Source organism: Arthrobacter sp. CAN_A6 (assembly GCF_015751715.1).
Taxonomy (GTDB): Bacteria; Actinomycetota; Actinomycetes; order Actinomycetales; family Micrococcaceae; genus Arthrobacter_D.
In genome coordinates this window covers 195,852-215,799 of sequence record NZ_JADOUV010000008.1, presented here as the reverse complement: position 1 = coordinate 215,799, position 19,948 = coordinate 195,852, and the positions used below count along the sequence as shown (strand labels likewise).

Genomic DNA, 19,948 nt, shown 5'->3' with positions numbered 1-19,948 from the left:
GCGCCACCGGATGATTCATCCTTGCCTGCCGATCGCCTGCGGAAGAATTATGACGCTGCCCTCGGGCAGTATGAAATACTCTTTCCAAGTACGTGCTCCGGGGTCGGTGTAATTCCGAACCGGCGGTTATAGTCCGCGACCCGACGGCCGCCGCGCATTCCGCGCAGCAGCCATCGGTTGAGCCGGTGGAATTCCGGGACCGACAGTTAAAGTCTGGATGGGAGAAGCACGAACAGCAGGGCCTCCGTGCCGCGTGCATCCCCGAGGGGATGCGAATCGCAGCCCGGATCCCGGCCCTGTGCCGGGCGCCGGACGGCCCTTCCTGCTGTCGTCACCCCGAAGCCGCTCAACGGCAAAGGAAGCGACATGGAAGTTCTGCAGGAACCCGAGGGGCAGGCATGATCTCATCCTCCGAGCGTGAGATCTCCGAACACGGCGCAATGCTGCGTGCGCTGGAACTGGCCGCGAGCGGGGTGCGTGGCGCAAATCCGCTCGTTGGGGCCGTGGTTCTGGACCGGTCCGGCAGCGTGATCGGCGAGGGCGCGCACAACGGCGCAGGAACGCCCCACGCCGAGCCTGTCGCCCTGACGGACGCACGGAGCCGGGGCCATGACGTCGACGGCGGAACAATAGTCGTCACCCTCGAACCCTGCAGCCACACCGGGCGCACCGGCCCCTGCTGCGAAGCGGTTTCCGCAGCAGGTATCCGCCGTGTGGTCTACGCCGCGACGGATACCAACGCCGAGGCCGCGGGAGGAGCCGCCTGGCTCAGGTCCCGCGGTGTCGAATGCGTCGGCGGAAAGCTGGCGGAAACCGCAGCCGGCCTGAATTCGCGGTGGGTCCGGTCGATGGCCGAAGGCAGGCCGTTCGTCACCCTCAAGACCGCCGGAACGCTCGACGGCAGGGTGGCGGCACCGGACGGTACCAGCCAGTGGATCACCGGGCCTGAAGCACGGTCCGACGGCCACACGATTCGGGCGCGGGCCGACGCCGTCCTGGTGGGTACCGGCACCGTGCTCGCGGACGATCCGCGACTCACGGCCCGCACGGAAGGCAGTGATCGCCAACCCCTGCGGGTGGTGATGGGGCTACGGCAACCGGCGGCTGATGCCGCCGTCCGGGGACCTGGCTTCCTCCATCTGGCCACGCGGGACGTCGCTGCCGCCCTCGATCAGCTGATGCAGGCCGGCGTCCGGCACCTGATGGTGGAGGGCGGCCCCACCATCGCAGGTGCCTTCCTTCGGGCAGGGGTGGTGGATGAGATCTTCAGCTACGTGGCGCCGATCATCCTCGGCGACGGCAAGCCCCTGATCCCGCCCCTGGGAATCTCCACCCTTGCTGCAGCAAGCCGGTGGCGGCTCGACCCGGACGGTGGCGCCGCCGTTCAGCAACTGGGAGCCGATCTTCGGCTTCACCTCCGTCCCGACGACACCGCCGACGCACCCGAACCACCTGCCGTATCCACCCAGCCAGCAACGCAAACCCCGCCGACGCCGTCAGCGCCACGAGACCAGGAGCCACCATGTTCACAGGAATAGTGTCCGAACAGGGAAGCGTCGTGTCCCTCGACGTTGCCGCGGACCAGGAGAGCGCCGTGCTGGTGTTCGACGCCCCGGTCAGCGGTGCCGACCTCACGCCCGGCGGGTCGATCGCCGTCAACGGAGTGTGCCTGACGGCGGTCAAGCTCGACGGCGGACGGGTCGCGGTGGACGTCATGGGGGAGACCCTGCGGCGAACCACCACCGGCACGCTGCTACCTGGCGCAGCGGTGAACCTCGAGCGGTGCGTCCAGGCCGGTGGGCGGCTCGACGGGCACGTGGTGCAGGGCCACGTGGACGGACTGGGCACGCTGGTGGAGCGGGAGGACCTCGGTGCGTGGCACCGACTGCGTTTCTCCCTGCCGCTCGACCTCGCCCGGTATGCAGCGGAGAAGGGATCCATCGCCATCGACGGCGTCTCGCTGACCGTGACGGCGGTGAGCCCGCCGCCGGCCGATGAGGCCTGGTTCGAGGTAGGGCTGATTCCCACGACCCTCGAAGCCACCGGTCTGGGCAGCAAGGCCATCGGCGGGCAGGTCAATCTCGAGATGGATGTGCTCGCGAAGTACGCGGAGCGTCTCCTGGGGTTCGCCGCGGTAAGCGGAGCCGCCGGTGGGCGCAGCATGGGCGCCGACACTTCGTCCGGCACCGCTGGCGGCTCGGCGGTGCACGCATGATCGCCGCACACGCTGAAGGACCGACGACGGTGGGCTCGGCAGCTGCCGTACCGGCCACCACCTCCGCAGCTGCGGGCACAGGGGTGCAGGCCGTCGTTCTCGACCCGGTGCAGCTCGCCGTCGAGGCCATCGCCGCGGGGCGGGCCGTCGTCGTCGTGGATGACGCGGACCGGGAGAACGAGGGGGACATCATCTTCGCCGCCCAGTCCGCAACGCCCGCCCTGGTCGGCTGGACGGTCCGTCATACCTCGGGGGTGCTGTGCGTTCCGCTCGAAGGCGCCGCCGCCGACCGCCTCCGGTTGCCGCCGATGACGGCGGTCAACGAGGATTCGAAGGGCACTGCGTACACGGTCTCCTGTGACGCAGCGACCGGCGTCAGCACCGGAATCAGCGCGGCGGACCGGGCACTCACTGCACGGATCCTCGCCTCCCCGGACAGCTCACCGACAGACCTCACGAGGCCCGGGCACATGTTTCCGCTCCGCGCCGCGGCGGGCGGCGTCCTCGAGCGGCCGGGGCACACCGAGGCCGGCGTCGAGCTGTGCCGGCTCGCCGGGATGGAGCCGGCGGCAGTGATCGCCGAGCTCGTGCACGACGACGGAACCATGATGCGGTTGCCGGCGCTGCGGCAGTTCGCGGACGAGCACGCGCTGGCGCTGATCTCGATCGAGGACCTCATCCTTCACCTTTCCGACCTCCGACCATCAACCACCAGGAGCACTCCATGAGCGGCCACGGCGCACCCGTCATCGACATCAGCGGAATCAACCAGGACGCGGCAGGGGAGGGCAAGCCGCTGCGGCTTGCCGTGATTGCCGCAAGCTGGCACACCGAGATCATGGACGGGCTGCTCGACGGCGCGCGCCGGGCTGCAGTCGAGGCGGGCGTCGAGACCACCGAGGTGAGGGTCCCCGGAAGCTTCGAGCTGCCGGTCGCCGCCGCGCGTCTCGCAGCGCACTTCGACGCCGTCGTCGCACTCGGCGTCGTGATCCGCGGCGGGACGCCGCACTTCGACTACGTCTGCCAGGCGGCGACGTCTGGCCTCACCGACGTCAGTGTGCGCACGGGAGTGCCGGTCGGTTTCGGCGTCCTCACCTGTGACAACGAGCAGCAGGCCCTTGACCGCGCCGGACTGCCCGGCTCGAGCGAGGACAAGGGGCACGAGGCCGTCAGCGCGGCGCTGGCCACGGCCGCAATCCTCCGGAAATGGCCGTCCAGATGATGGGTCCCGGCACGGAGAAGTACGTCACACCGCAGGACGCGGGGCGGGAGGAACCGCAGGGAACCAGTAACGTTGGCACTGTGAAGACCTTTGATTCCCTCTTCGAGGAACTGAGCGATAAGGCAGCTACGCGCCCTTCGGGCTCCCGTACGGTGGCCGAACTCGATTCCGGCGTGCACGGGATCGGCAAGAAGGTGGTCGAGGAAGCAGCTGAGGTGTGGATGGCCGCCGAATACGAATCGAACGACGAGACGGCGGAGGAGATCTCCCAGCTCCTGTACCACCTGCAGGTGCTGATGCTCGCCAAGGGACTTTCGCTCCAGGACGTCTACAAGCATCTCTAGCCGCATCCCGAGCGGATTCCTCCGCGATGCGGCCGTTGCCCTCCCGTGTTCAGTTCCAGCGAAGTTCGATCCCAGCGAAGTTCAATCCCACCGAAAGTTTCCCCATGCTCCGTGTAGCAGTCCCCAACAAGGGCGCCCTTTCCGAGGCAGCCTCCGCCATGCTCGCCGAAGCGGGTTACCGGCAACGCCGTGACACCCGTGAGCTGGTGATGGTGGATGCCGAGAACGACATCGAGTTCTTCTTCCTGCGACCGCGCGACATCGCGGTGTACGTGGGCTCGGGAACGCTCGACGTCGGCATCACCGGCCGCGACCTGTTCCTCGACGCCCAGGTGCAGGCCGAGGAGCTCCTCCAGCTCGGTTTCGGAGCGTCGACCTTCCGGTTCGCTGGGCCCGTCGGCCATTTCTCGGCGGCGACCGAGCTGGAGGGCAAGCGGCTCGCCACCAGTTACGAGGGCCTCCTCAACGACTACCTCGGGGAGCGCGGCATCCGCGCCGCGGTGGTCCGGCTCGACGGCGCCGTCGAATCCTCGGTACGGCTCGGGGTGGCTGACGCCATCGCTGACGTCGTCGAGACCGGAAGCACGCTGAAGGCCGCGGGCATGGAGATCTTCGGTGAGCCCATCCTCCGCAGTGAAGCCGTCCTGATCGGCCGGGCCGGTGCGGAGCCGCCCGCGGGCCTGGACGTCCTGACCCGCCGGCTCCAGGGCGTGCTCGTTGCGCGACAGTACGTGCTGATGGACTACGACATCCGCAAGGACCTGGTCGACGACGCAGCTGCGCTGACCCCCGGCCTCGAATCCCCCACGGTCTCGCCCCTGAGGGACTCCGAGTGGGTGGCGGTGCGCTCGATGGTCCGGCGCAGCGAGACCAACCGGGTGATGGACGAGTTGTATGAGCTGGGTGCACGGGCCATCCTCGTGAGCACCATCCACGCCTGCAGGATCTAGGAGCGGTTCCATGAGTGTTGCAGTAAGGGTGATTCCGTGCCTGGACGTCGATGCGGGCCGGGTGGTCAAGGGGGTGAACTTCGAGGACCTCCGCGATGCCGGCGATCCGGTGGAGCTCGCCCACCGCTACGACCGCGCGGGCGCCGACGAGCTGACGTTCCTCGACGTCACCGCGTCCTCCGGTAACCGGGCGACGACCCTCGAGGTGGTGGCCCGCACCGCCGAGGAGGTCTTCATCCCCCTCACCGTGGGCGGCGGCGTGCGGGAGATCTCCGACGTCGACCGCCTGCTGCGCTTCGGCGCCGACAAGGCGTCCATCAACACGGCGGCGGTCTCACGACCCGCGATCATCGACGAGATCGCCGCGCACTTCGGCGCCCAGGTGCTGGTTCTCTCGCTCGACGCGCGGCGCACCCGGGATGCCCCCACGCGGTCCGGCTTCGAAGTGACTACCTACGGCGGCCGCAAGGGCACCGGGATCGACGCCATCGAGTGGGCCCGTGAGGCCGCCGACCGCGGAGTGGGCGAGATCCTCCTCAACTCGATCGATGCCGACGGGACGAAGAACGGGTTCGACCTCGAGCTCATCCGCGCTGTCCGGGCAGCCGTCACGGTTCCCCTGATCGCCTCAGGCGGAGCGGGAGCGCCCGAGCACTTTCCCCCGGCCGTCGCGGCCGGCGCGGATGCGGTGCTCGCGGCATCGGTCTTCCACTTCGGACCCGTGGACGCCATCGCGCAGGTCAAGGCGGCAATCCGGGACGCGGGCTTCCCGGTCCGCTGAACACCGCGCCGCCCCCCGGGGTGCGGCCTGGGGCCGCTAGGGCCCGATATCGGCGCTGTCGAGGAGTGCGACGGCGTCGGGCTGGCCCTCGAAGGTGACGAGTGAGTGGGCGCGCCGGCCGTGCGCATGCATGAGCAGTTCGGCCGGCTCTCCCACGATGGCCACGGACACGTGTGCGCGCTTGGCCACATGCCTCGGCCCGTCGGGCCGCACCAGCACGATCCCCAGGTCGACTCCCCGGTACAGGAGCGCCGCGCGTTTGATCAGTTCACCCCACAGTGCGTCCGAGTACTCCTGGTCGAGGGCCCTCGGTGCCCACCTCGTCCCGGCGCGCCGGACATCCTCCGTGTGGACGAGGTATTCTATGAGGTTCGCACTCCTGTCCACCGACTCGATCCGCAGGGGGGAAAAAGGCGGCGGTCCCGCGCGGAACTTTCTTACCAGCCGGCGGTAGCCCTCGGGGGTGGACGCCTTCGCCGCAGTTTTCCGCGTGGCTTTTTCAGTCGCGCCGGCGAATGGCTTCAGGACGATGCCGAGGCTCGCCGCAGGTCGGTGCTCACGCAGATAGAGATGTGCCGCGAGCTCCTTGGTTTCCCACCCCTCGCACAGCGTCGGGGCGGAAGGGCCGGCAGCCAGCAGCGTTTCGGCAAGGACATCGCGGGACGGAATCACATAGCGCATCACAGCTGAAAGTAGCATGAACGCCGAGTATGTGGGCGGTGCACGGGTGTATCGCGTGAGCACTAGAATTGGAAATGATGCCTTCCCTCAACGCTTCCCCCCGAACCACACTCGCCACACCTCTGGAACCGGCCACCGGCGCCGAGTCCGGTCCGGCCGCCGGGCACAATTCGGCGCGGGATCCGGCAGGGGGACCCGAACTCGATCCCGGCGTCAGCGCAGCGCTCAAACGCAACGACGCAGGCCTCGTGGCCGCGGTCGTCCAGCAGCACGACTCCCGCGAGGTGCTCATGGTCGGGTGGATGGACGACGAAGCGCTGAGGCGCACCCTGACCACCGGCCGGGTCACGTTCTACTCCCGGTCCCGCGGCGAATACTGGCGCAAGGGGGACACCTCAGGTCACCGGCAGTGGGTCAGGGGCGTCGCGCTCGACTGCGACGGCGACGCGCTCCTGGTCACCGTGGACCAGGAAGGGGCGGCCTGCCATACCGGCACCCGCACCTGCTTCGACGGGCGCGACATCGAAGCGGTGATCGGGACCAGCTCCGCAGGAACCATGACGCCCAGCTCCGCCGGCACCATCGAACCCACCGAAGGGAACTGAGGCGATGCAGCACCTGGGAACGCTCAGTCCCACCCTCGAGGAGTTCCGCGAACTCGCTCGGACCCATCGGGTCGTCCCCGTCCACCTCAAGGTCCTGGCCGATGCGCATACGCCGATCGGGATCTACCGCAAACTGGCGGACGGCCAACCCGGCACGTTCCTCATGGAATCGGCGGCCGTGGGCGGCGTGTGGTCGCGCTATTCGTTCATCGGCGTGACTTCACGCGCCACCCTGACCACGCGCAGCGGCGAAGCGCACTGGCTCGGCAAGCCACCGTCCGGCGTCCCCGTCTCGGGCGACCCCGTCGAAGCGGTACGGCTCACCGTCGAGGCGCTCCGGACCGAACGGTTCGACAGCTTGCCACCCTTCACCTCCGGGCTGGTCGGGTTCGTGGGCTGGGAAGCGGTGCGCCATTGGGAGCGGCTCACCAGCCCGCCCGAGGACGATCTGCACCTTCCCGAGCTGGCGATGTGCCTCGTTGCGGACATGGCCATCCACGACAACTCCGAAGGCTCTCTCACCCTCGTCGCGAACGCGATCAACTTCGACGGCTCGGATGACCGCGTCGACGAGGCATGGCACGACGCCGTGGCCCGTGTGGACGCGCTGCTCGCCAGACTCGCGGAGCCGGCGGACCTTCCCGTGTCGGTGATGGACCCCGGCGCGCGCAGCGTCGATGAACTGCTGGGTGGCGTCCGGGAGAGCTGGGACCGGTCGAAATACCTTGCGGCGATCGAGCGCGGCAAGCAGGCGATCGTAGACGGCGACGTCTTCCAGGTGGTGATCTCGCGGCGGTTCGAGCTCGACTGCGAGGCATCGGCGCTCGACGTGTACCGCGTTCTACGGACCACGAACCCCAGCCCCTACATGTATCTCTTCAGCCTCGAGGACGCCGACGGCCGGGCCTACTCGATCGTGGGTTCCTCGCCCGAGGCGCTGGTGACCGTCACGGGGGACGAGGTCATCACGCACCCCATCGCAGGTTCACGACCGCGCGGCAGGACCACCGACGAGGACCGGGCACTCGCCGACGAGCTGCGGGCCGACGAGAAGGAAAAGGCCGAGCACCTCATGCTCGTGGATCTGGCCCGCAATGATCTCTCGAAAGTGTGCGTTCCGGGAAGCGTCGACGTCACGCAGTTCATGGAGGTGGAGCGGTTCAGCCACATCATGCACCTTGTCTCCACCGTCGTCGGGCGTTTGTCCCCGCGCAGATCCGCCTACGACGTCCTTGCCGCCACCTTCCCTGCCGGCACCCTATCCGGAGCGCCCAAACCCCGGGCGCTCCGGCTGATCGATGAGCTTGAACCGCACCGGCGCGGCATCTACGGCGGCGTGGTGGGCTACCTCGACTTCGCGGGCGACATGGACATGGCGATCGCCATCCGCTCCGCCCTGCTGCGGGACGGTACTGCCTATGTACAGGCCGGCGGAGGAATCGTCGCCGACTCGGTCCTGGAATCCGAAGCGCTCGAGACCGTCAACAAGGCGGCCGCGCCACTCCGGGCGGCGTTGACGGCGTCGGGCCTTCGCCCGGCCGCCCCGCTCCTGGTTCCGGGGGAGACCTCCCATGGCCGCTGAGCCGGGCGCAGAGCGGGCGGTGCGGCTCAAGCGCCGCGGAACCGTCGTGATGGCGATCGTGCTGATGGCCCTCCTCGCGTTCGGCACCACGACCCAGACCTGGCTCACGGTCAGCCTGCCACAGGATGCCGTGCAGACACCCGACCTCAACGTCGCAGGCAGTGACGCCGCAACCCCTGTCACCGCTTTCGCACTCGTATCCCTCGCCGGGGCGTTCGCGGTGTCCATCGCGGGACGCATCGCTCGCTGGGTGGTGGCGGTCATCCTCCTGGTGGCCGGTGTCGGGATCGCCTTCGTCAGCCTCCAGGTGACTGGCGATCCCACAGCGGCCGCTGCGCCGTCGATCGGCGAGGCGATCGGAATCAGCGGGGGAGCGGGTGCTACCGTCACCACCACCGCACTGCCCTGGGTTGCTGCGGGAGCCGGCCTTCTCCTCTCCGCCGCAGCAGTCTGGCTGATCATCGCCGGACGGTCCTGGGGCAAGACCAGGCGGTACGAGAAGAATCCGCAGGGTGCAGCCCCGGCGCCGGGGACGGCGCATGCCGGGGAGATCGACAGCTGGGACCGGCTGACGCACGGCGAGGACCCCACGCGCTAGGCGTAGTGAGGACCCGCGCAGGGTCGACAGCGCTTCCCGCAGTTCAGTGGGAGGCCGCCAACAGTGGCAGAATATAGGCAGACACGGATGAAGGAGAAACACCATGGCAGCTGAAACCAGCGAAGCGACGAATCGGAACTCCCCCACGAGCCACGCGCAGATGGGCGATGAGACGATCGGCCACGGCAACAGCCCAGCGGCATGGACCTGCGTGCTGATCATGCTCGTCGGTGCGGCGATCTCCTCCTTCGCCTACATCCTGGCGAGCACCGAGGGCAATCACGGCCTCGGCACCCTGCTGTTCTGGCTCGGAATCGGCATCATGTTCATCGGCCTGCTCGTTGGATTCGTCCTCCGCCGGATCGGGTACGGCGTGGGCGGCTCGAAGCTCAAAAAAGAGCACTAGGTGAGTGTCCTCGACGACATCATCGTCGGCGTCCGTGAGGATCTCGCCGCCAGGGAGTCCGCACTTCCGCTTCCCCGGCTCCGGTCGAACGCGCTGGCCCGGCCCGCGGCGCTCGACGCCTACTCCGCCCTCAAGGGCAACGGACCCGGCGGGCTCGAGGTCATTGCAGAGGTCAAGCGGAGCAGCCCGTCCAAGGGCAGCCTCGCGAGCATCACCGACCCGGCGGCACTTGCGGCGCGCTACGAGTCCGGCGGGGCCGCAGTGGTCAGCGTCCTCACCGAGCAGCGGCGGTTCAGGGGATCCCTCGCCGATCTCGACGCCGTCCGCGCGCGGGTGGACATTCCGGTGCTGCGCAAGGACTTCACCGTCACTGATTACCAGATCTGGGAAGCCCGGGCCCATGGGGCTGATCTCGTGCTGCTCATCGTCGCCGCCCTCGGCGACGCCCAGCTCGAGCACTTCCTCGGACTGACCCACGAACTCGGCATGAACGCGCTGGTCGAAACCCACACCGCCGAAGAAGTGGACCGGGCAGCTGCGGTCCACGCACGGCTGATCGGCGTCAACGTCCGCAACCTCAAGACCCTCGACATCGACCGTTCGGTCTTCGCGGAGCTCGCCGGACGGATCCCCGAGGGCTCCGTGGCAATCGCCGAATCAGGCGTACGGGACGTCGCCGACGTCGAGCAGTTCGCCGCACTGGGCGCCAACGCCGTCCTGGTCGGAGAAGCGCTCGTGCGGCACGACGACCCGGAGTCCACCATCGGCGCCTTTCGTGCCGCCGGCAGGCGCGCCTGGCGCGGCGTGCACCAGCACTGACGCTCTTCGAGGAGTGAACCCGAGTTCCATACCGCCGGACCGCCACCGATCACACCCCAGACAGGAATGTTTGCGTCATGACCGACACCACGCACCAGGACCAGGACAAGCAGGCCGGAAACGGCGACGCCGGCAGCACCCCCGCCGATGCGTTCCTCACGCACGACGAGACACTCCGGCATGCACCCGGTCCCTACTTCGGAGCCTACGGCGGCCGGTGGATGCCTGAATCGCTGATCGCCGCGCTGGATGAACTCCAGGAGACGTTCGATAAGGCGAAGGCGGACCCGGAGTTCACCGCGCAGGTCGCGGACCTCAACCGCAACTACGCCGGGCGGCCCTCCCTGCTCACCGAAGCGAAACGCTTCGCGGAGCATGCCGGCGGCGCGCGGATCTTCCTCAAGCGAGAAGACCTCAACCACACCGGTTCCCACAAGATCAACAACGTGCTCGGCCAGGCGCTCCTCGCCAAGCGCATGGGCAAGACCCGCGTCATCGCCGAAACGGGAGCAGGTCAGCACGGCGTCGCGAGCGCCACGGCGGCTGCTCTGCTGGGTCTTGAATGCGTGGTGTACATGGGTGCCGAGGATTGTCGGCGCCAGGCACTGAACGTGGCACGCATGCAGCTCCTCGGTGCCGAGGTGGTGCCGGTGACCAATGGCTCGCAGACGCTGAAGGATGCCATCAATGATGCGCTGCGCGACTGGGTGGCAAACGTCGACACCACCCACTACCTCCTCGGCACCGCCGCGGGGGCACACCCGTTCCCCTCGATGGTCCGGTACTTCCATGAGGTCATCGGCGAGGAGTCCCGCGAGCAGATCCTCGAGCAGGCGGGCAGGCTGCCCGACGCCGTGGTGGCCTGCGTGGGCGGCGGCTCCAACGCGATCGGGATCTTCCACGGCTTCCTCGACGACCGTTCCGTCCAGCTTTACGGCTTCGAGGCCGGCGGCGACGGCGTCGAATCGGGCCGCCACGCGGCCACCATCACGCTCGGCCGGCCCGGCGTCCTGCACGGCGCGCGTTCCTACCTGATGCAGGACGAGGACGGCCAGACAATGGAGTCGCACTCCATCTCCGCGGGCCTCGACTACCCCGGGGTCGGGCCGGAACACGCCTACCTCTCGGACATCGGCCGCGCGCACTACGAGCCCATCACCGACGCCGAGGCCATGGAAGCCTTTCAGCTGCTGTGCCGCACCGAGGGGATCATTCCTGCGATCGAGACGGCTCATGCGCTGGCGGGGGCCATGAAGGTCGGCCAGCGGCTGACAGCCGACCTCGCCCCGGGCGAGGTGCCCTCGGACAGGATCGTCGTGGTCAGCCTGTCGGGACGTGGTGACAAGGACGTCGCGACGGCGGCTGAGTACTTCGACCTGCTGCCCGACGACAGCGCCGAGCAGGAAATCGCCCAGGAGGGTGAACAGCTATGAAGACCAGCCGAACCGAAACCGGCCAGGCCGGACCCGGCTATTCGAAAGCGGCCGCAGCGATCGATCGGGCCGGAAGTGAGGGCCGCGCGGCCCTGATCGGTTACCTGCCCGCCGGTTTCCCCGACGTCCAAACCACCATCGACGCCGGCATCGCCATGGCGCGCAACGGGGTGGACCTCATCGAGATCGGCATTCCGTACTCGGATCCGGTCATGGACGGCCGCGTCATCCAGGACGCAACTGTGGAGGCGCTGAACAAGGGCTTTGCCGTTTCCCAGATCTTCGACGTCGTCGAGGGAATCACCCGCGAAACCGACGCGGCGGTACTCGTCATGACCTACTGGAACCCCGTCATGCGCATGGGCGTGCGTGAGTTCGCCGGCAGGCTCGCTGCGGCCGGAGGTGCAGGCCTCATCACCCCTGACCTCATCCCGGATGAGGCAGCCGAATGGCTGGAGGTCTCGGATGAGTTCGGTCTCGACCGCGTGTTCCTCGTGGCGCCCTCGACCTCACCGGAACGCATGCAGCGCACCGTCTCCGCCAGCCGCGGATTTGTTTACGCCGTGTCCGTCATGGGGGTCACCGGTGCACGCTCCTCGGTGGGCGCAGCGGCGCGTGCCGTCGTCGACGCCGCCCGCGCAGCAGGCGCGGAACGTGCCTGTGTCGGCCTCGGTGTCTCCACCGCCGGGCAGGTTGCCGAGATCGCGGAATATGCCGATGGCGTGATCGTCGGAACGGCCCTCGTTGCAGCGCTGCGCGACGGAGGAGTTCCAGCCGTTGCAGCCCTGACCAAAGAACTCAGCACCGGTACCGGAAAGAAAACTGCATGAATGCCGTCCTGCCCTCCATCGCCATGACGCTTCCGGCGTCGATTCCCAGTCCTCCCGCGGAATGGGCAAGCTTCGAACTCGGCCCGCTGGTGATCCATGCCTACGCCCTCTGTATCCTGCTCGGCATCATCCTTGCCCTGCTCCTCACCCAGAAACGGTTCACCCGCTACGGAGGCAACGGCGACGCCATCTGGGACGTGGCCATCTGGGCCATTCCCTTCGGCATCATCGGCGGACGGCTCTACCATGTGTTCTCGTCGCCCGACGCCTATTTCGGGCCGGATGGCGACCCTGTCCGTGCCTTCTACATCTGGCAGGGCGGTCTCGGAATCTGGGGGGCCGTTGCACTCGGCGCGGTCGGCGCGTGGATCGGTTGCCGCCGCGCCGGCGTGCGGCTGGCGGCTTTCGCCGATGCCGCAGCCCCCGGTCTGCTGCTGGCCCAGGCCGTGGGCCGCTGGGGCAACTGGTTCAACCAGGAACTCTTCGGCGGACCCACCGACCTTCCGTGGGGACTGGAGATCGATCCGTCGAACGCCAACTTCCCGGCGGATGCCGATCCCGGGACCCTCTTCCATCCCACCTTCCTCTACGAATCGCTCTGGAATCTGGCAGGGGTGGCTATCCTGCTGCTCGTCGACCGCCGGCTCCGACTGCGGGGCGGCCGCATGTTCTGGCTGTACGCCGCCTACTACACCCTTGGCCGCGTCTGGATCGAAGCACTGCGGATCGACGACGCCGAGATGATCACGCTGTTCGGCGTGACGCAGCGGTTGAACGTGTGGACCAGCATCCTCATCTTCATCGTCGCGGTGGCGATCCTCGTGTACCTTTCCATGCGCCAGGACAAAAAGGATGAGACGGCGGTCTACCTTCCGGGGCGCGCGCCGGCCGGGAAATCGGACGAGGGTGCATCGGACACGGTTGCTGCTTCCCCCGATGATTCCGGATCGGCGACAGTCGCCCCGCCGGCGGGGCACGAACCGTCAGGAGAAAACGATCGTGGTAATCTTTCCGAAACAAAAGGCTCCTCAGCGGCACCTGTGCCGCAGGACCCCGCGAGAGCGGAGCCTCGGGACTAGGTCCCCCACTCACCGTCCCGGGCTACCGCCCTCAAGGACGCGAGACCACAGTGTCGTGGCTTACCGCGGTACCGACGCCGGATCACCCTCCTGCCGCTACCTGCACGGTTCTCCAACCAGCTGAAGACGAGCGACAAGCGTCCGATGCATCTGGCGGGCAGCCCCGGCAACGCCGGATACCTGCCCGAATAGATCAGGCGCCGCTGACCGGTGCGCGCCTCGGGGCCAAGGCTGTCCCCTCCCAACGCTCCATCATGGGGGAAGGACTCTTTCTATGAACGCTTCACCGAACAAGCCTTTACAGCAGCAGGCCGCATCCTCGGCTGCAGGCACGACAGCAGCTGCGGGGGACGTGGAATCGGCACCGGAAACGGATCCGAATCCTTCAGCTGAAAGCGGTGCGATCTCGCCCTTCGAGCGCTTCTCGAAGGTGCCTGCCGCAACGGGCCTCTACAACCCCGAAAACGAGAAGGACGCGTGCGGCCTGGCCGTCATCGCCACCCTCCGAGGGGAGCCGGGCCATGACATCGTCGATGCAGCGCTCACCGCACTCCGGAACCTCGAGCACCGCGGAGCCGTGGGCGCCGATGAGGGGACCGGGGACGGCGCGGGACTGCTGACCCAGGTACCGGATGAATTCTTCCGCGCCGTCGTCGACTTCGATCTGCCGGCCGCCGGCTCCTATGTGGTGGGGACGGCGTTCCTCCCCGCCGAGCAGAAGGAGGAGGAAACCGCCCGCGCCGGACTCGAGGCCATTGCCGAGGCGGAGGGCCTCACGGTTCTCGGGTGGCGCGTCGTGCCGATCGTCGCCGACCTCGTGGGAGCGATGGCGCGCGCCTGCATGCCCCATTTCGTGCAGCTCTTCCTGGCGCCCTCCGGTGCCGCCGGCGACCTCGACGCGCGGGCGTTCCGGGTCCGCAAACGCGCCCAGAACAAGTTCGGTGTGTATTTCCCCTCGCTCTCCTCGAAGACCATCGTCTACAAGGGCATGCTCACCACGGCACAGCTCGAGCCGTTCTACCCGGACCTCTCCGACCCCCGCTTCAAGACACGCCTCGGAATCGTCCACTCCCGTTTCTCCACCAACACGTTCCCCTCCTGGCCGCTCGCCCAGCCGTTCCGCACCATCGCCCACAACGGCGAGATCAACACGGTCAAGGGCAACCGGAACTGGATGCGCGCGCGGCAGTCGCAGCTGGCGAACCCCCTCCTGGGTGATTCGCCCGAGGACCTCTTCCCGATCTGCACTCCGGGAGCCTCCGACTCGGCCTCGTTCGACGAGGTCGCCGAGCTGCTGACGCTCTCCGGACGCCCGATCACGCACTCCATCATGATGATGATCCCTGAGGCCTGGGAGAACCACACCTCCATGGACCCGGCGCGCCGGGCGTTCTACCAGTACCACTCGATGCTCATGGAGCCCTGGGACGGACCGGCCGCAGTGTCCTTCACGGACGGGCGCCTCGTCGGCGCGGTCCTTGACCGCAACGGACTGCGTCCCGCGCGGTACTGGGTCACCGAGGACGGCCTGGTGATCCTCGCCTCCGAAGTGGGCGTGCTCGACGTCGAGCCCTCCAAGATCGTCCGCAAGGGCCGGGTCTCGCCCGGCAAGATGTTCCTCGTCGACACGGAGGAAGGCCGCCTGATCGAGGATGAGGAGGTCAAGGCCGATATCGCTGCGGCGAATCCGTGGGGCGAGTGGGTCAAGGAGAACCTGATCCAGCTCGAGGACCTCCCCGAGCGTGAACACGTCGTCCACACCAAGGCCTCCATCAACCGTCGCCAGCGCACCTTCGGCTACACCCAGGAGGAACTGCGGATCCTGCTCGGTCCCATGGCGAAGTCGGGCGCCGAGCCGCTCGGCGCCATGGGCTCGGACACTCCCATCGCCGTCCTGTCCAAGCGCCCGCGGCTGCTCTTCGACTACTTCGTGCAGTCCTTCGCGCAGGTCACCAACCCGCCCCTGGACTCGATCCGCGAAGAGCTCGTGACCTCCATGGGCGTCACCATCGGACCCGACGGCAACCTCCTGTCGACGGGCCAGGTCCGCTCGAAGCAGATCGCCCTGAAGTTCCCCGTCATCAACAATGACGAGCTGGCGAAGATCGCCAACCTCGAGACCGACGACGGCGACCGCCTCACCGCCCGCGTCCGTGGCCTGTACCGGCACGACGGCGGCGACGCGTCACTGCGCGCACGGCTTGCCGAAATATGCGAGCAGGTTTCGAGCGCCCTCAACCGGGGGGTCGAGTACGTGGTGCTGTCCGACCGCGACTCCAACGCGCAATGGGCGCCCATCCCGTCGCTGCTCCTGACGAGCGCAGTCCACCACCACCTGCTCAAGAGTGCGAACCGCACCAAGACCTCCCTGGTGGTGGAGGCGGGCGACGTGCGCGAGGTCCACCACGTGGCGGTACTCATCGGGTACGGCGCTTCCGCCGTCAACCCGTACCTCGCGATGGAAAGCTGTGAGGAACTCGTCCGCAACGGCGACATCACGGGTGTCAGCGCGGAGAAGGCCGTGGCCCACCTCATCAAGGGCCTCGGCAAGGGCGTCCTGAAGATCATGTCGAAGATGGGGATCTCCACGGTGGGATCCTACTGCGGTGCCCAGACCTTCGAAGCGCTGGGCCTCTCGCAGGAACTGGTGGACGAATACTTCCACGGCACCCAGACCCAGCTCGGCGGGGTGGGACTCGACGTGATCGCGTCGGAGAATGCCGCCCGGCACGAGACCGCCTACCCCGAGGACGGCATCGAGGATCCGCACCGCGGCCTCGACAACGGCGGCGAGTACCAGTGGCGCCGCGAAGGCCCCCCGCACCTGTTCAACCCCGAAACCGTGTTCCGGCTGCAGCATGCCACCCGCGAGCGGCGCTACGACATCTTCAAGTCCTACACGCGCGGCGTCGACGACCAGTCGAAGAACCTCATGACGCTCCGCGGCCTCCTCCGGTTCCGCGGCGACGCTCGGCCGGCGCTGACCATCGACGAGGTGGAACCCGTCTCGAGCATCGTCAAGCGTTTCTCCACGGGTGCCATGAGCTACGGCTCCATCTCCAAGGAGGCACACGAGACGCTCGCCATCGCGATGAACCGCCTCGGCGCGAAATCCAACACCGGCGAGGGCGGTGAGGACACGGACCGCCTTCTGGACCCTGAGCGCCGCTCCGCCATCAAGCAGGTGGCATCTGGACGCTTCGGCGTCACGAGCCTGTACCTCACGAACGCCGACGACATCCAGATCAAGATGGCGCAGGGTGCCAAGCCCGGTGAGGGCGGCCAGCTGATGAGCCAGAAGGTCTACCCCTGGATCGCGCGCACCCGGCACTCCACACCGGGGGTCGCGCTCATCTCCCCGCCGCCGCACCACGACATCTACTCCATCGAGGACCTCGCCCAGCTCATCTATGACCTCAAGCGGTCCAACCCGAGCGCACGCGTCCATGTGAAGCTCGTGTCCGAGGTGGGGATCGGCACCGTCGCGGCCGGTGTCACCAAGGCGAAGGCCGACGTCGTGCTGGTCTCAGGACACGACGGCGGGACCGGAGCCAGCCCGCTCAACTCCCTCAAGCACGCCGGGATCCCCTGGGAGCTCGGACTCGCCGAGACGCAGCAGACACTGATGCTCAACGGGCTGCGCGACCGAGTGGTGGTGCAGGTGGACGGTCAGCTCAAAACCGGGCGCGACGTCGTCATCGCCGCCCTGCTCGGTGGCGAGGAATTCGGGTTCGCCACGGCGCCGCTGGTGGTGTCCGGCTGCATCATGATGCGCGTCTGCCACCTCGACACCTGTCCCGTCGGCGTCGCGACCCAGAATCCGGAACTGCGCAGCCGCTTCACCGGCAAACCGGAATTCGTGGTGAACTTCTTCGAATTCATCGCCGAGGAAGTCCGGGAGATCCTCGCCGAACTCGGCTTCCGGACGCTCGAGGAAGCCATCGGGCACAGCGAACTGCTGGACGCGAGGGACGCCATCGAGCACTGGAAGGCAGACGGCCTCGACCTCGACCCGATCCTGCGCGGCAACGAGTTCAACTCCGGCTCTCCGATGCGGAACATGCTTCCGCAGAACCACGAGCTCGACCAGCACTTCGACAATCAGCTGATCAGCATGAGTGCCGACGCGCTCGAGCACCGTTCGCCGGTGAGAATCTCGGTGGATGTGGTGAACACCGACCGCTCCGTCGGAACAATGCTCGGTCACCAGGTGACGAAGCGCTTCGGCCTCGATACCCTCGCAACCGACACCATCGACGTCACCCTCACCGGGCAGGCCGGGCAGTCGCTCGGGGCTTTCCTCCCCGCCGGCGTGACGCTGCGGCTCCTGGGCGACTCGAACGACTACGTCGGCAAGGGACTATCCGGCGGACGGATCATCGTCCGACCAGACCGGGCCAACATCTTCCGCGCCGAGCGCAACGTGATTGCGGGCAACGTCATCGGTTACGGCGCCACGAGCGGGGAGATGTTCCTGCGGGGCCAGGTGGGGGAGCGGTTCCTGGTGCGCAACTCGGGTGCTACCGCCGTCGCCGAGGGAATCGGGGACCACGGTTGCGAGTACATGACCGGCGGCCAGGCCCTGGTCCTCGGCCGCACCGGCCGGAACTTCGGTGCGGGAATGTCCGGGGGAACCGCCTTCGTGCTCGACCTGGATTCCACCAAGGTCAACAAGCAGAGCCTGGAGAACGGTGAACTGCTGCTGGTTCCGCTCGACGCCGAAGACATCGAGATCGTGCGGAGACTGCTGATCCAACACCTCGAGGAGACCGAGTCCGAGCTTGCGGGGCGCCTCCTCGATACCTTCGAGGACACCGTCCTCCGATTCACCAAGGTGCTGCCACGCGACTACGCGGCAGTGCTCGACGCCCGTGCCACCGCCGTCGAGCAGGGCCTTGACCCTGACGGCGAAGAAGTGTGGACCAAGATCTTGGAGGTAACCGGTGGCTGACCCACGCGGATTTCTTAAGGTGCGCGAGCGCCAGACCCAGTCGCGCCGCCCGGTTCCCGTGCGGATCATGGACTGGAAGGAAGTGTACGAGGCCCAGGAACAGGGCGTCCTCAAGAGCCAGGCCGGGCGCTGCATGGACTGCGGCATCCCGTTCTGCCACCAGGGTTGTCCGCTGGGGAACCTGATCCCTGAGTGGAACGATCTGACGTTCCGGGGCAAGGGTCGCGAGGCCATCGAGCGGCTGCACGCCACCAACAACTTCCCGGAGTTCACCGGGCGCCTGTGCCCGGCACCCTGCGAGTCCTCGTGCGTGCTCGGCATCAACCAGCCGCCGGTCACCATCAAGCAGGTGGAGGTGTCGATCGCCGACCAGGCCTTCGAGAACGGCTTCGTCGAGCCGCACCCGCCGGAACGCCTCACCGGACGCACGATCGCCGTCGTCGGCTCCGGCCCGGCCGGACTCGCCGCCGCCCAGCAGCTGACGCGCGCCGGCCACACAGTGGCCGTCTACGAACGCGACGATCGCATCGGCGGCCTCCTGAGGTACGGCATCCCCGATTTCAAGATGGAGAAGTTCCACCTCGAGCGGCGCCTCGACCAGATGCGGGCCGAGGGCACGCGTTTCCGTGCGGGCGTCGCGGTGGGCAAGGACATCAGCTGGGGCCAGCTCAAGCGACGGTACGACGCCGTCGTCGTGGCCACCGGTGCCACCGTTCCCCGGGATCTCGCGATACCCGGGCGCGAGCTCGACGGGGTCCATTTCGCGATGGACTACCTCGTGCAGGCGAACCGCGTGGTCGCAGGGGAGACGGTGGAGGACCAGATCTCCGCCGAGGGCAAGCACGTGGTCATCCTGGGCGGCGGTGATACCGGCGCGGACTGCCTCGGCACCGCCCACCGGCACCGGGCTGCGAGCGTCACCACCCTCGCGATCGGTCAGCAGCCGTCGTCGGAACGGCGCCCCGACCAGCCCTGGCCCACCTTTCCCACCCTGTTCGACATCGCGAGCGCGCATGAGGAGGGCGGCGAACGCCGGTACCTCGCAAGCACCGTGGAATTCGTGGGGGACAACGGCACGCTGCGCGCCATCAAGGTGGCTGAAACCGAGTTCGTCAATGGTCGACGCGTGCCGAAGGCAGGCACGGAGAGGGAGATCCCCGCCGATCTCGTCTTCCTCTCCCTCGGCTTCACCGGTGCGGAGCCGGCCGGAATCACCGAGCAGGTGGAAGCCGAATTCGACGAGCGCGGGAACGTGGCGCGCGATGGCTACTACATGACGAATACGCCGGGAGTGTTCGCTGCCGGCGATGCCGGGAGGGGCCAGTCGCTGATCGTCTGGGCCATCGCGGAAGGACGGGCCTGCGCGGCCGCGGTCGACCAGTGGCTCATGGGCTCCACCAAGCTACCGGCACCCGTGGCACCCAGCGACCGCTCGATCGCCGTTCTCTAGAG

The 19,948-nt window shown here is 67.8% G+C and carries 18 protein-coding genes and 1 riboswitch; of the genes, 17 read left to right on the top strand and 1 reads right to left on the bottom strand.

The features are described from left to right. The first annotated feature begins 89 nt into the window (after positions 1-89). A riboswitch (FMN riboswitch) is annotated at positions 90-233 on the top strand. A 165-nt stretch (positions 234-398) separates the two neighbouring features. From ribD to hisF, 7 genes are all read left to right on the top strand, one after another. Further along, positions 399-1,538 (top strand): bifunctional diaminohydroxyphosphoribosylaminopyrimidine deaminase/5-amino-6-(5-phosphoribosylamino)uracil reductase RibD, encoded by a 1,140-nt coding sequence (gene ribD, locus IWX75_RS14205; protein WP_196822892.1) that lies wholly within the window; start codon positions 399-401, stop codon positions 1,536-1,538. Then, the gene (locus tag IWX75_RS14200; protein WP_196822891.1) at positions 1,523-2,215 is read left to right on the top strand and encodes a riboflavin synthase; all 693 of its coding nucleotides are present in this window, start codon (positions 1,523-1,525) and stop codon (positions 2,213-2,215) included. Before ribD ends, IWX75_RS14200 begins: the two co-directional genes overlap by 16 nt. Next, a complete protein-coding gene (ribB, locus tag IWX75_RS14195; RefSeq protein ID WP_196822890.1) occupies positions 2,212-2,943 on the top strand; it encodes a 3,4-dihydroxy-2-butanone-4-phosphate synthase in 732 nt (243 codons plus the stop codon). Before IWX75_RS14200 ends, ribB begins: the two co-directional genes overlap by 4 nt. Continuing rightward, positions 2,940-3,437, top strand: a complete 498-nt coding sequence (ribH, locus tag IWX75_RS14190) for a 6,7-dimethyl-8-ribityllumazine synthase (RefSeq protein WP_196822889.1) — start codon at positions 2,940-2,942, stop codon at positions 3,435-3,437. Before ribB ends, ribH begins: the two co-directional genes overlap by 4 nt. Before the next feature lie 80 nt (positions 3,438-3,517). Further along, positions 3,518-3,781: a phosphoribosyl-ATP diphosphatase gene (locus IWX75_RS14185; RefSeq protein ID WP_196822925.1), complete on the top strand. Its 264-nt coding sequence runs from the start codon at positions 3,518-3,520 to the stop codon at positions 3,779-3,781. A 104-nt stretch (positions 3,782-3,885) separates the two neighbouring features. Beyond that, the gene (gene hisG / locus IWX75_RS14180) at positions 3,886-4,731 is read left to right on the top strand and encodes an ATP phosphoribosyltransferase (RefSeq protein WP_196822888.1); all 846 of its coding nucleotides are present in this window, start codon (positions 3,886-3,888) and stop codon (positions 4,729-4,731) included. 10 nt (positions 4,732-4,741) lie between these two features. Next, complete coding sequence (gene hisF / locus IWX75_RS14175; RefSeq protein WP_196822887.1) at positions 4,742-5,512, top strand: imidazole glycerol phosphate synthase subunit HisF; 771 nt, start codon at positions 4,742-4,744, stop codon at positions 5,510-5,512. A 36-nt stretch (positions 5,513-5,548) separates the two neighbouring features. Here the strand turns inward: hisF and IWX75_RS14170 are convergent, their stop codons facing one another. Further along, positions 5,549-6,193 (bottom strand): TIGR03085 family metal-binding protein, encoded by a 645-nt coding sequence (locus tag IWX75_RS14170; protein WP_196822924.1) that lies wholly within the window; start codon positions 6,191-6,193, stop codon positions 5,549-5,551. Between the two features lie 74 nt (positions 6,194-6,267). Between IWX75_RS14170 and hisI the strand changes: the two genes are divergently transcribed. From hisI to IWX75_RS14120, 10 genes are all read left to right on the top strand, one after another. Further along, entirely contained in the window at positions 6,268-6,798 is a 531-nt protein-coding gene (gene hisI / locus IWX75_RS14165; RefSeq protein ID WP_334684355.1) for a phosphoribosyl-AMP cyclohydrolase, read from the top strand. Between the two features lie 4 nt (positions 6,799-6,802). Further along, positions 6,803-8,380 carry an anthranilate synthase component I gene (locus tag IWX75_RS14160; RefSeq protein WP_196822886.1) on the top strand — a complete coding sequence of 526 codons (1,578 nt, stop codon included), beginning with the start codon at positions 6,803-6,805 and terminating at the stop codon, positions 8,378-8,380. Further along, positions 8,370-8,978, top strand: a complete 609-nt coding sequence (locus IWX75_RS14155) for a Trp biosynthesis-associated membrane protein (protein ID WP_196822885.1) — start codon at positions 8,370-8,372, stop codon at positions 8,976-8,978. Before IWX75_RS14160 ends, IWX75_RS14155 begins: the two co-directional genes overlap by 11 nt. 103 nt (positions 8,979-9,081) lie before the next feature. Further along, positions 9,082-9,384 carry an HGxxPAAW family protein gene (locus tag IWX75_RS14150; protein WP_442858987.1) on the top strand — a complete coding sequence of 101 codons (303 nt, stop codon included), beginning with the start codon at positions 9,082-9,084 and terminating at the stop codon, positions 9,382-9,384. Beyond that, a complete protein-coding gene (gene trpC / locus IWX75_RS14145) occupies positions 9,385-10,203 on the top strand; it encodes an indole-3-glycerol phosphate synthase TrpC (RefSeq protein WP_196822884.1) in 819 nt (272 codons plus the stop codon). A gap of 77 nt (positions 10,204-10,280) precedes the next feature. After that, positions 10,281-11,636 carry a tryptophan synthase subunit beta gene (gene trpB / locus IWX75_RS14140; protein ID WP_196822883.1) on the top strand — a complete coding sequence of 452 codons (1,356 nt, stop codon included), beginning with the start codon at positions 10,281-10,283 and terminating at the stop codon, positions 11,634-11,636. Beyond that, the gene (trpA, locus tag IWX75_RS14135; RefSeq protein ID WP_196822882.1) at positions 11,633-12,466 is read left to right on the top strand and encodes a tryptophan synthase subunit alpha; all 834 of its coding nucleotides are present in this window, start codon (positions 11,633-11,635) and stop codon (positions 12,464-12,466) included. Before trpB ends, trpA begins: the two co-directional genes overlap by 4 nt. Further along, a complete protein-coding gene (lgt, locus tag IWX75_RS14130; RefSeq protein WP_196822881.1) occupies positions 12,463-13,545 on the top strand; it encodes a prolipoprotein diacylglyceryl transferase in 1,083 nt (360 codons plus the stop codon). The genes trpA and lgt overlap by 4 nt, the downstream gene beginning before the upstream one ends. A 274-nt stretch (positions 13,546-13,819) precedes the next feature. Continuing rightward, complete coding sequence (gene gltB, locus IWX75_RS14125) at positions 13,820-18,496, top strand: glutamate synthase large subunit (protein WP_196822880.1); 4,677 nt, start codon at positions 13,820-13,822, stop codon at positions 18,494-18,496. After that, positions 18,489-19,946 carry a glutamate synthase subunit beta gene (locus IWX75_RS14120; RefSeq protein ID WP_196822879.1) on the top strand — a complete coding sequence of 486 codons (1,458 nt, stop codon included), beginning with the start codon at positions 18,489-18,491 and terminating at the stop codon, positions 19,944-19,946. The genes gltB and IWX75_RS14120 overlap by 8 nt, the downstream gene beginning before the upstream one ends. Positions 19,947-19,948: the final 2 nt, after the last annotated feature.

Bases quoted from the DNA above. Each gene is read 5' to 3' on its own strand.
- ribD (WP_196822892.1), top strand. From the start codon at position 399: ATGATCTCATCCTCCGAGCGTGAGATCTCCGAACACGGCGCAATGCTG.
- IWX75_RS14200 (WP_196822891.1), top strand. From the start codon at position 1,523: ATGTTCACAGGAATAGTGTCCGAACAGGGAAGCGTCGTGTCCCTCGAC.
- ribB (WP_196822890.1), top strand. From the start codon at position 2,212: ATGATCGCCGCACACGCTGAAGGACCGACGACGGTGGGCTCGGCAGCT.
- ribH (WP_196822889.1), top strand. From the start codon at position 2,940: ATGAGCGGCCACGGCGCACCCGTCATCGACATCAGCGGAATCAACCAG.
- hisG (WP_196822888.1), top strand. From the start codon at position 3,886: ATGCTCCGTGTAGCAGTCCCCAACAAGGGCGCCCTTTCCGAGGCAGCC.
- hisF (WP_196822887.1), top strand. From the start codon at position 4,742: ATGAGTGTTGCAGTAAGGGTGATTCCGTGCCTGGACGTCGATGCGGGC.
- IWX75_RS14170 (WP_196822924.1), bottom strand. From the start codon at position 6,193: ATGCGCTATGTGATTCCGTCCCGCGATGTCCTTGCCGAAACGCTGCTG.
- hisI (WP_334684355.1), top strand. From the start codon at position 6,268: ATGATGCCTTCCCTCAACGCTTCCCCCCGAACCACACTCGCCACACCT.
- IWX75_RS14160 (WP_196822886.1), top strand. From the start codon at position 6,803: ATGCAGCACCTGGGAACGCTCAGTCCCACCCTCGAGGAGTTCCGCGAA.
- IWX75_RS14155 (WP_196822885.1), top strand. From the start codon at position 8,370: ATGGCCGCTGAGCCGGGCGCAGAGCGGGCGGTGCGGCTCAAGCGCCGC.
- IWX75_RS14150 (WP_442858987.1), top strand. From the start codon at position 9,082: ATGGCAGCTGAAACCAGCGAAGCGACGAATCGGAACTCCCCCACGAGC.
- trpB (WP_196822883.1), top strand. From the start codon at position 10,281: ATGACCGACACCACGCACCAGGACCAGGACAAGCAGGCCGGAAACGGC.
- trpA (WP_196822882.1), top strand. From the start codon at position 11,633: ATGAAGACCAGCCGAACCGAAACCGGCCAGGCCGGACCCGGCTATTCG.
- lgt (WP_196822881.1), top strand. From the start codon at position 12,463: ATGAATGCCGTCCTGCCCTCCATCGCCATGACGCTTCCGGCGTCGATT.
- gltB (WP_196822880.1), top strand. From the start codon at position 13,820: ATGAACGCTTCACCGAACAAGCCTTTACAGCAGCAGGCCGCATCCTCG.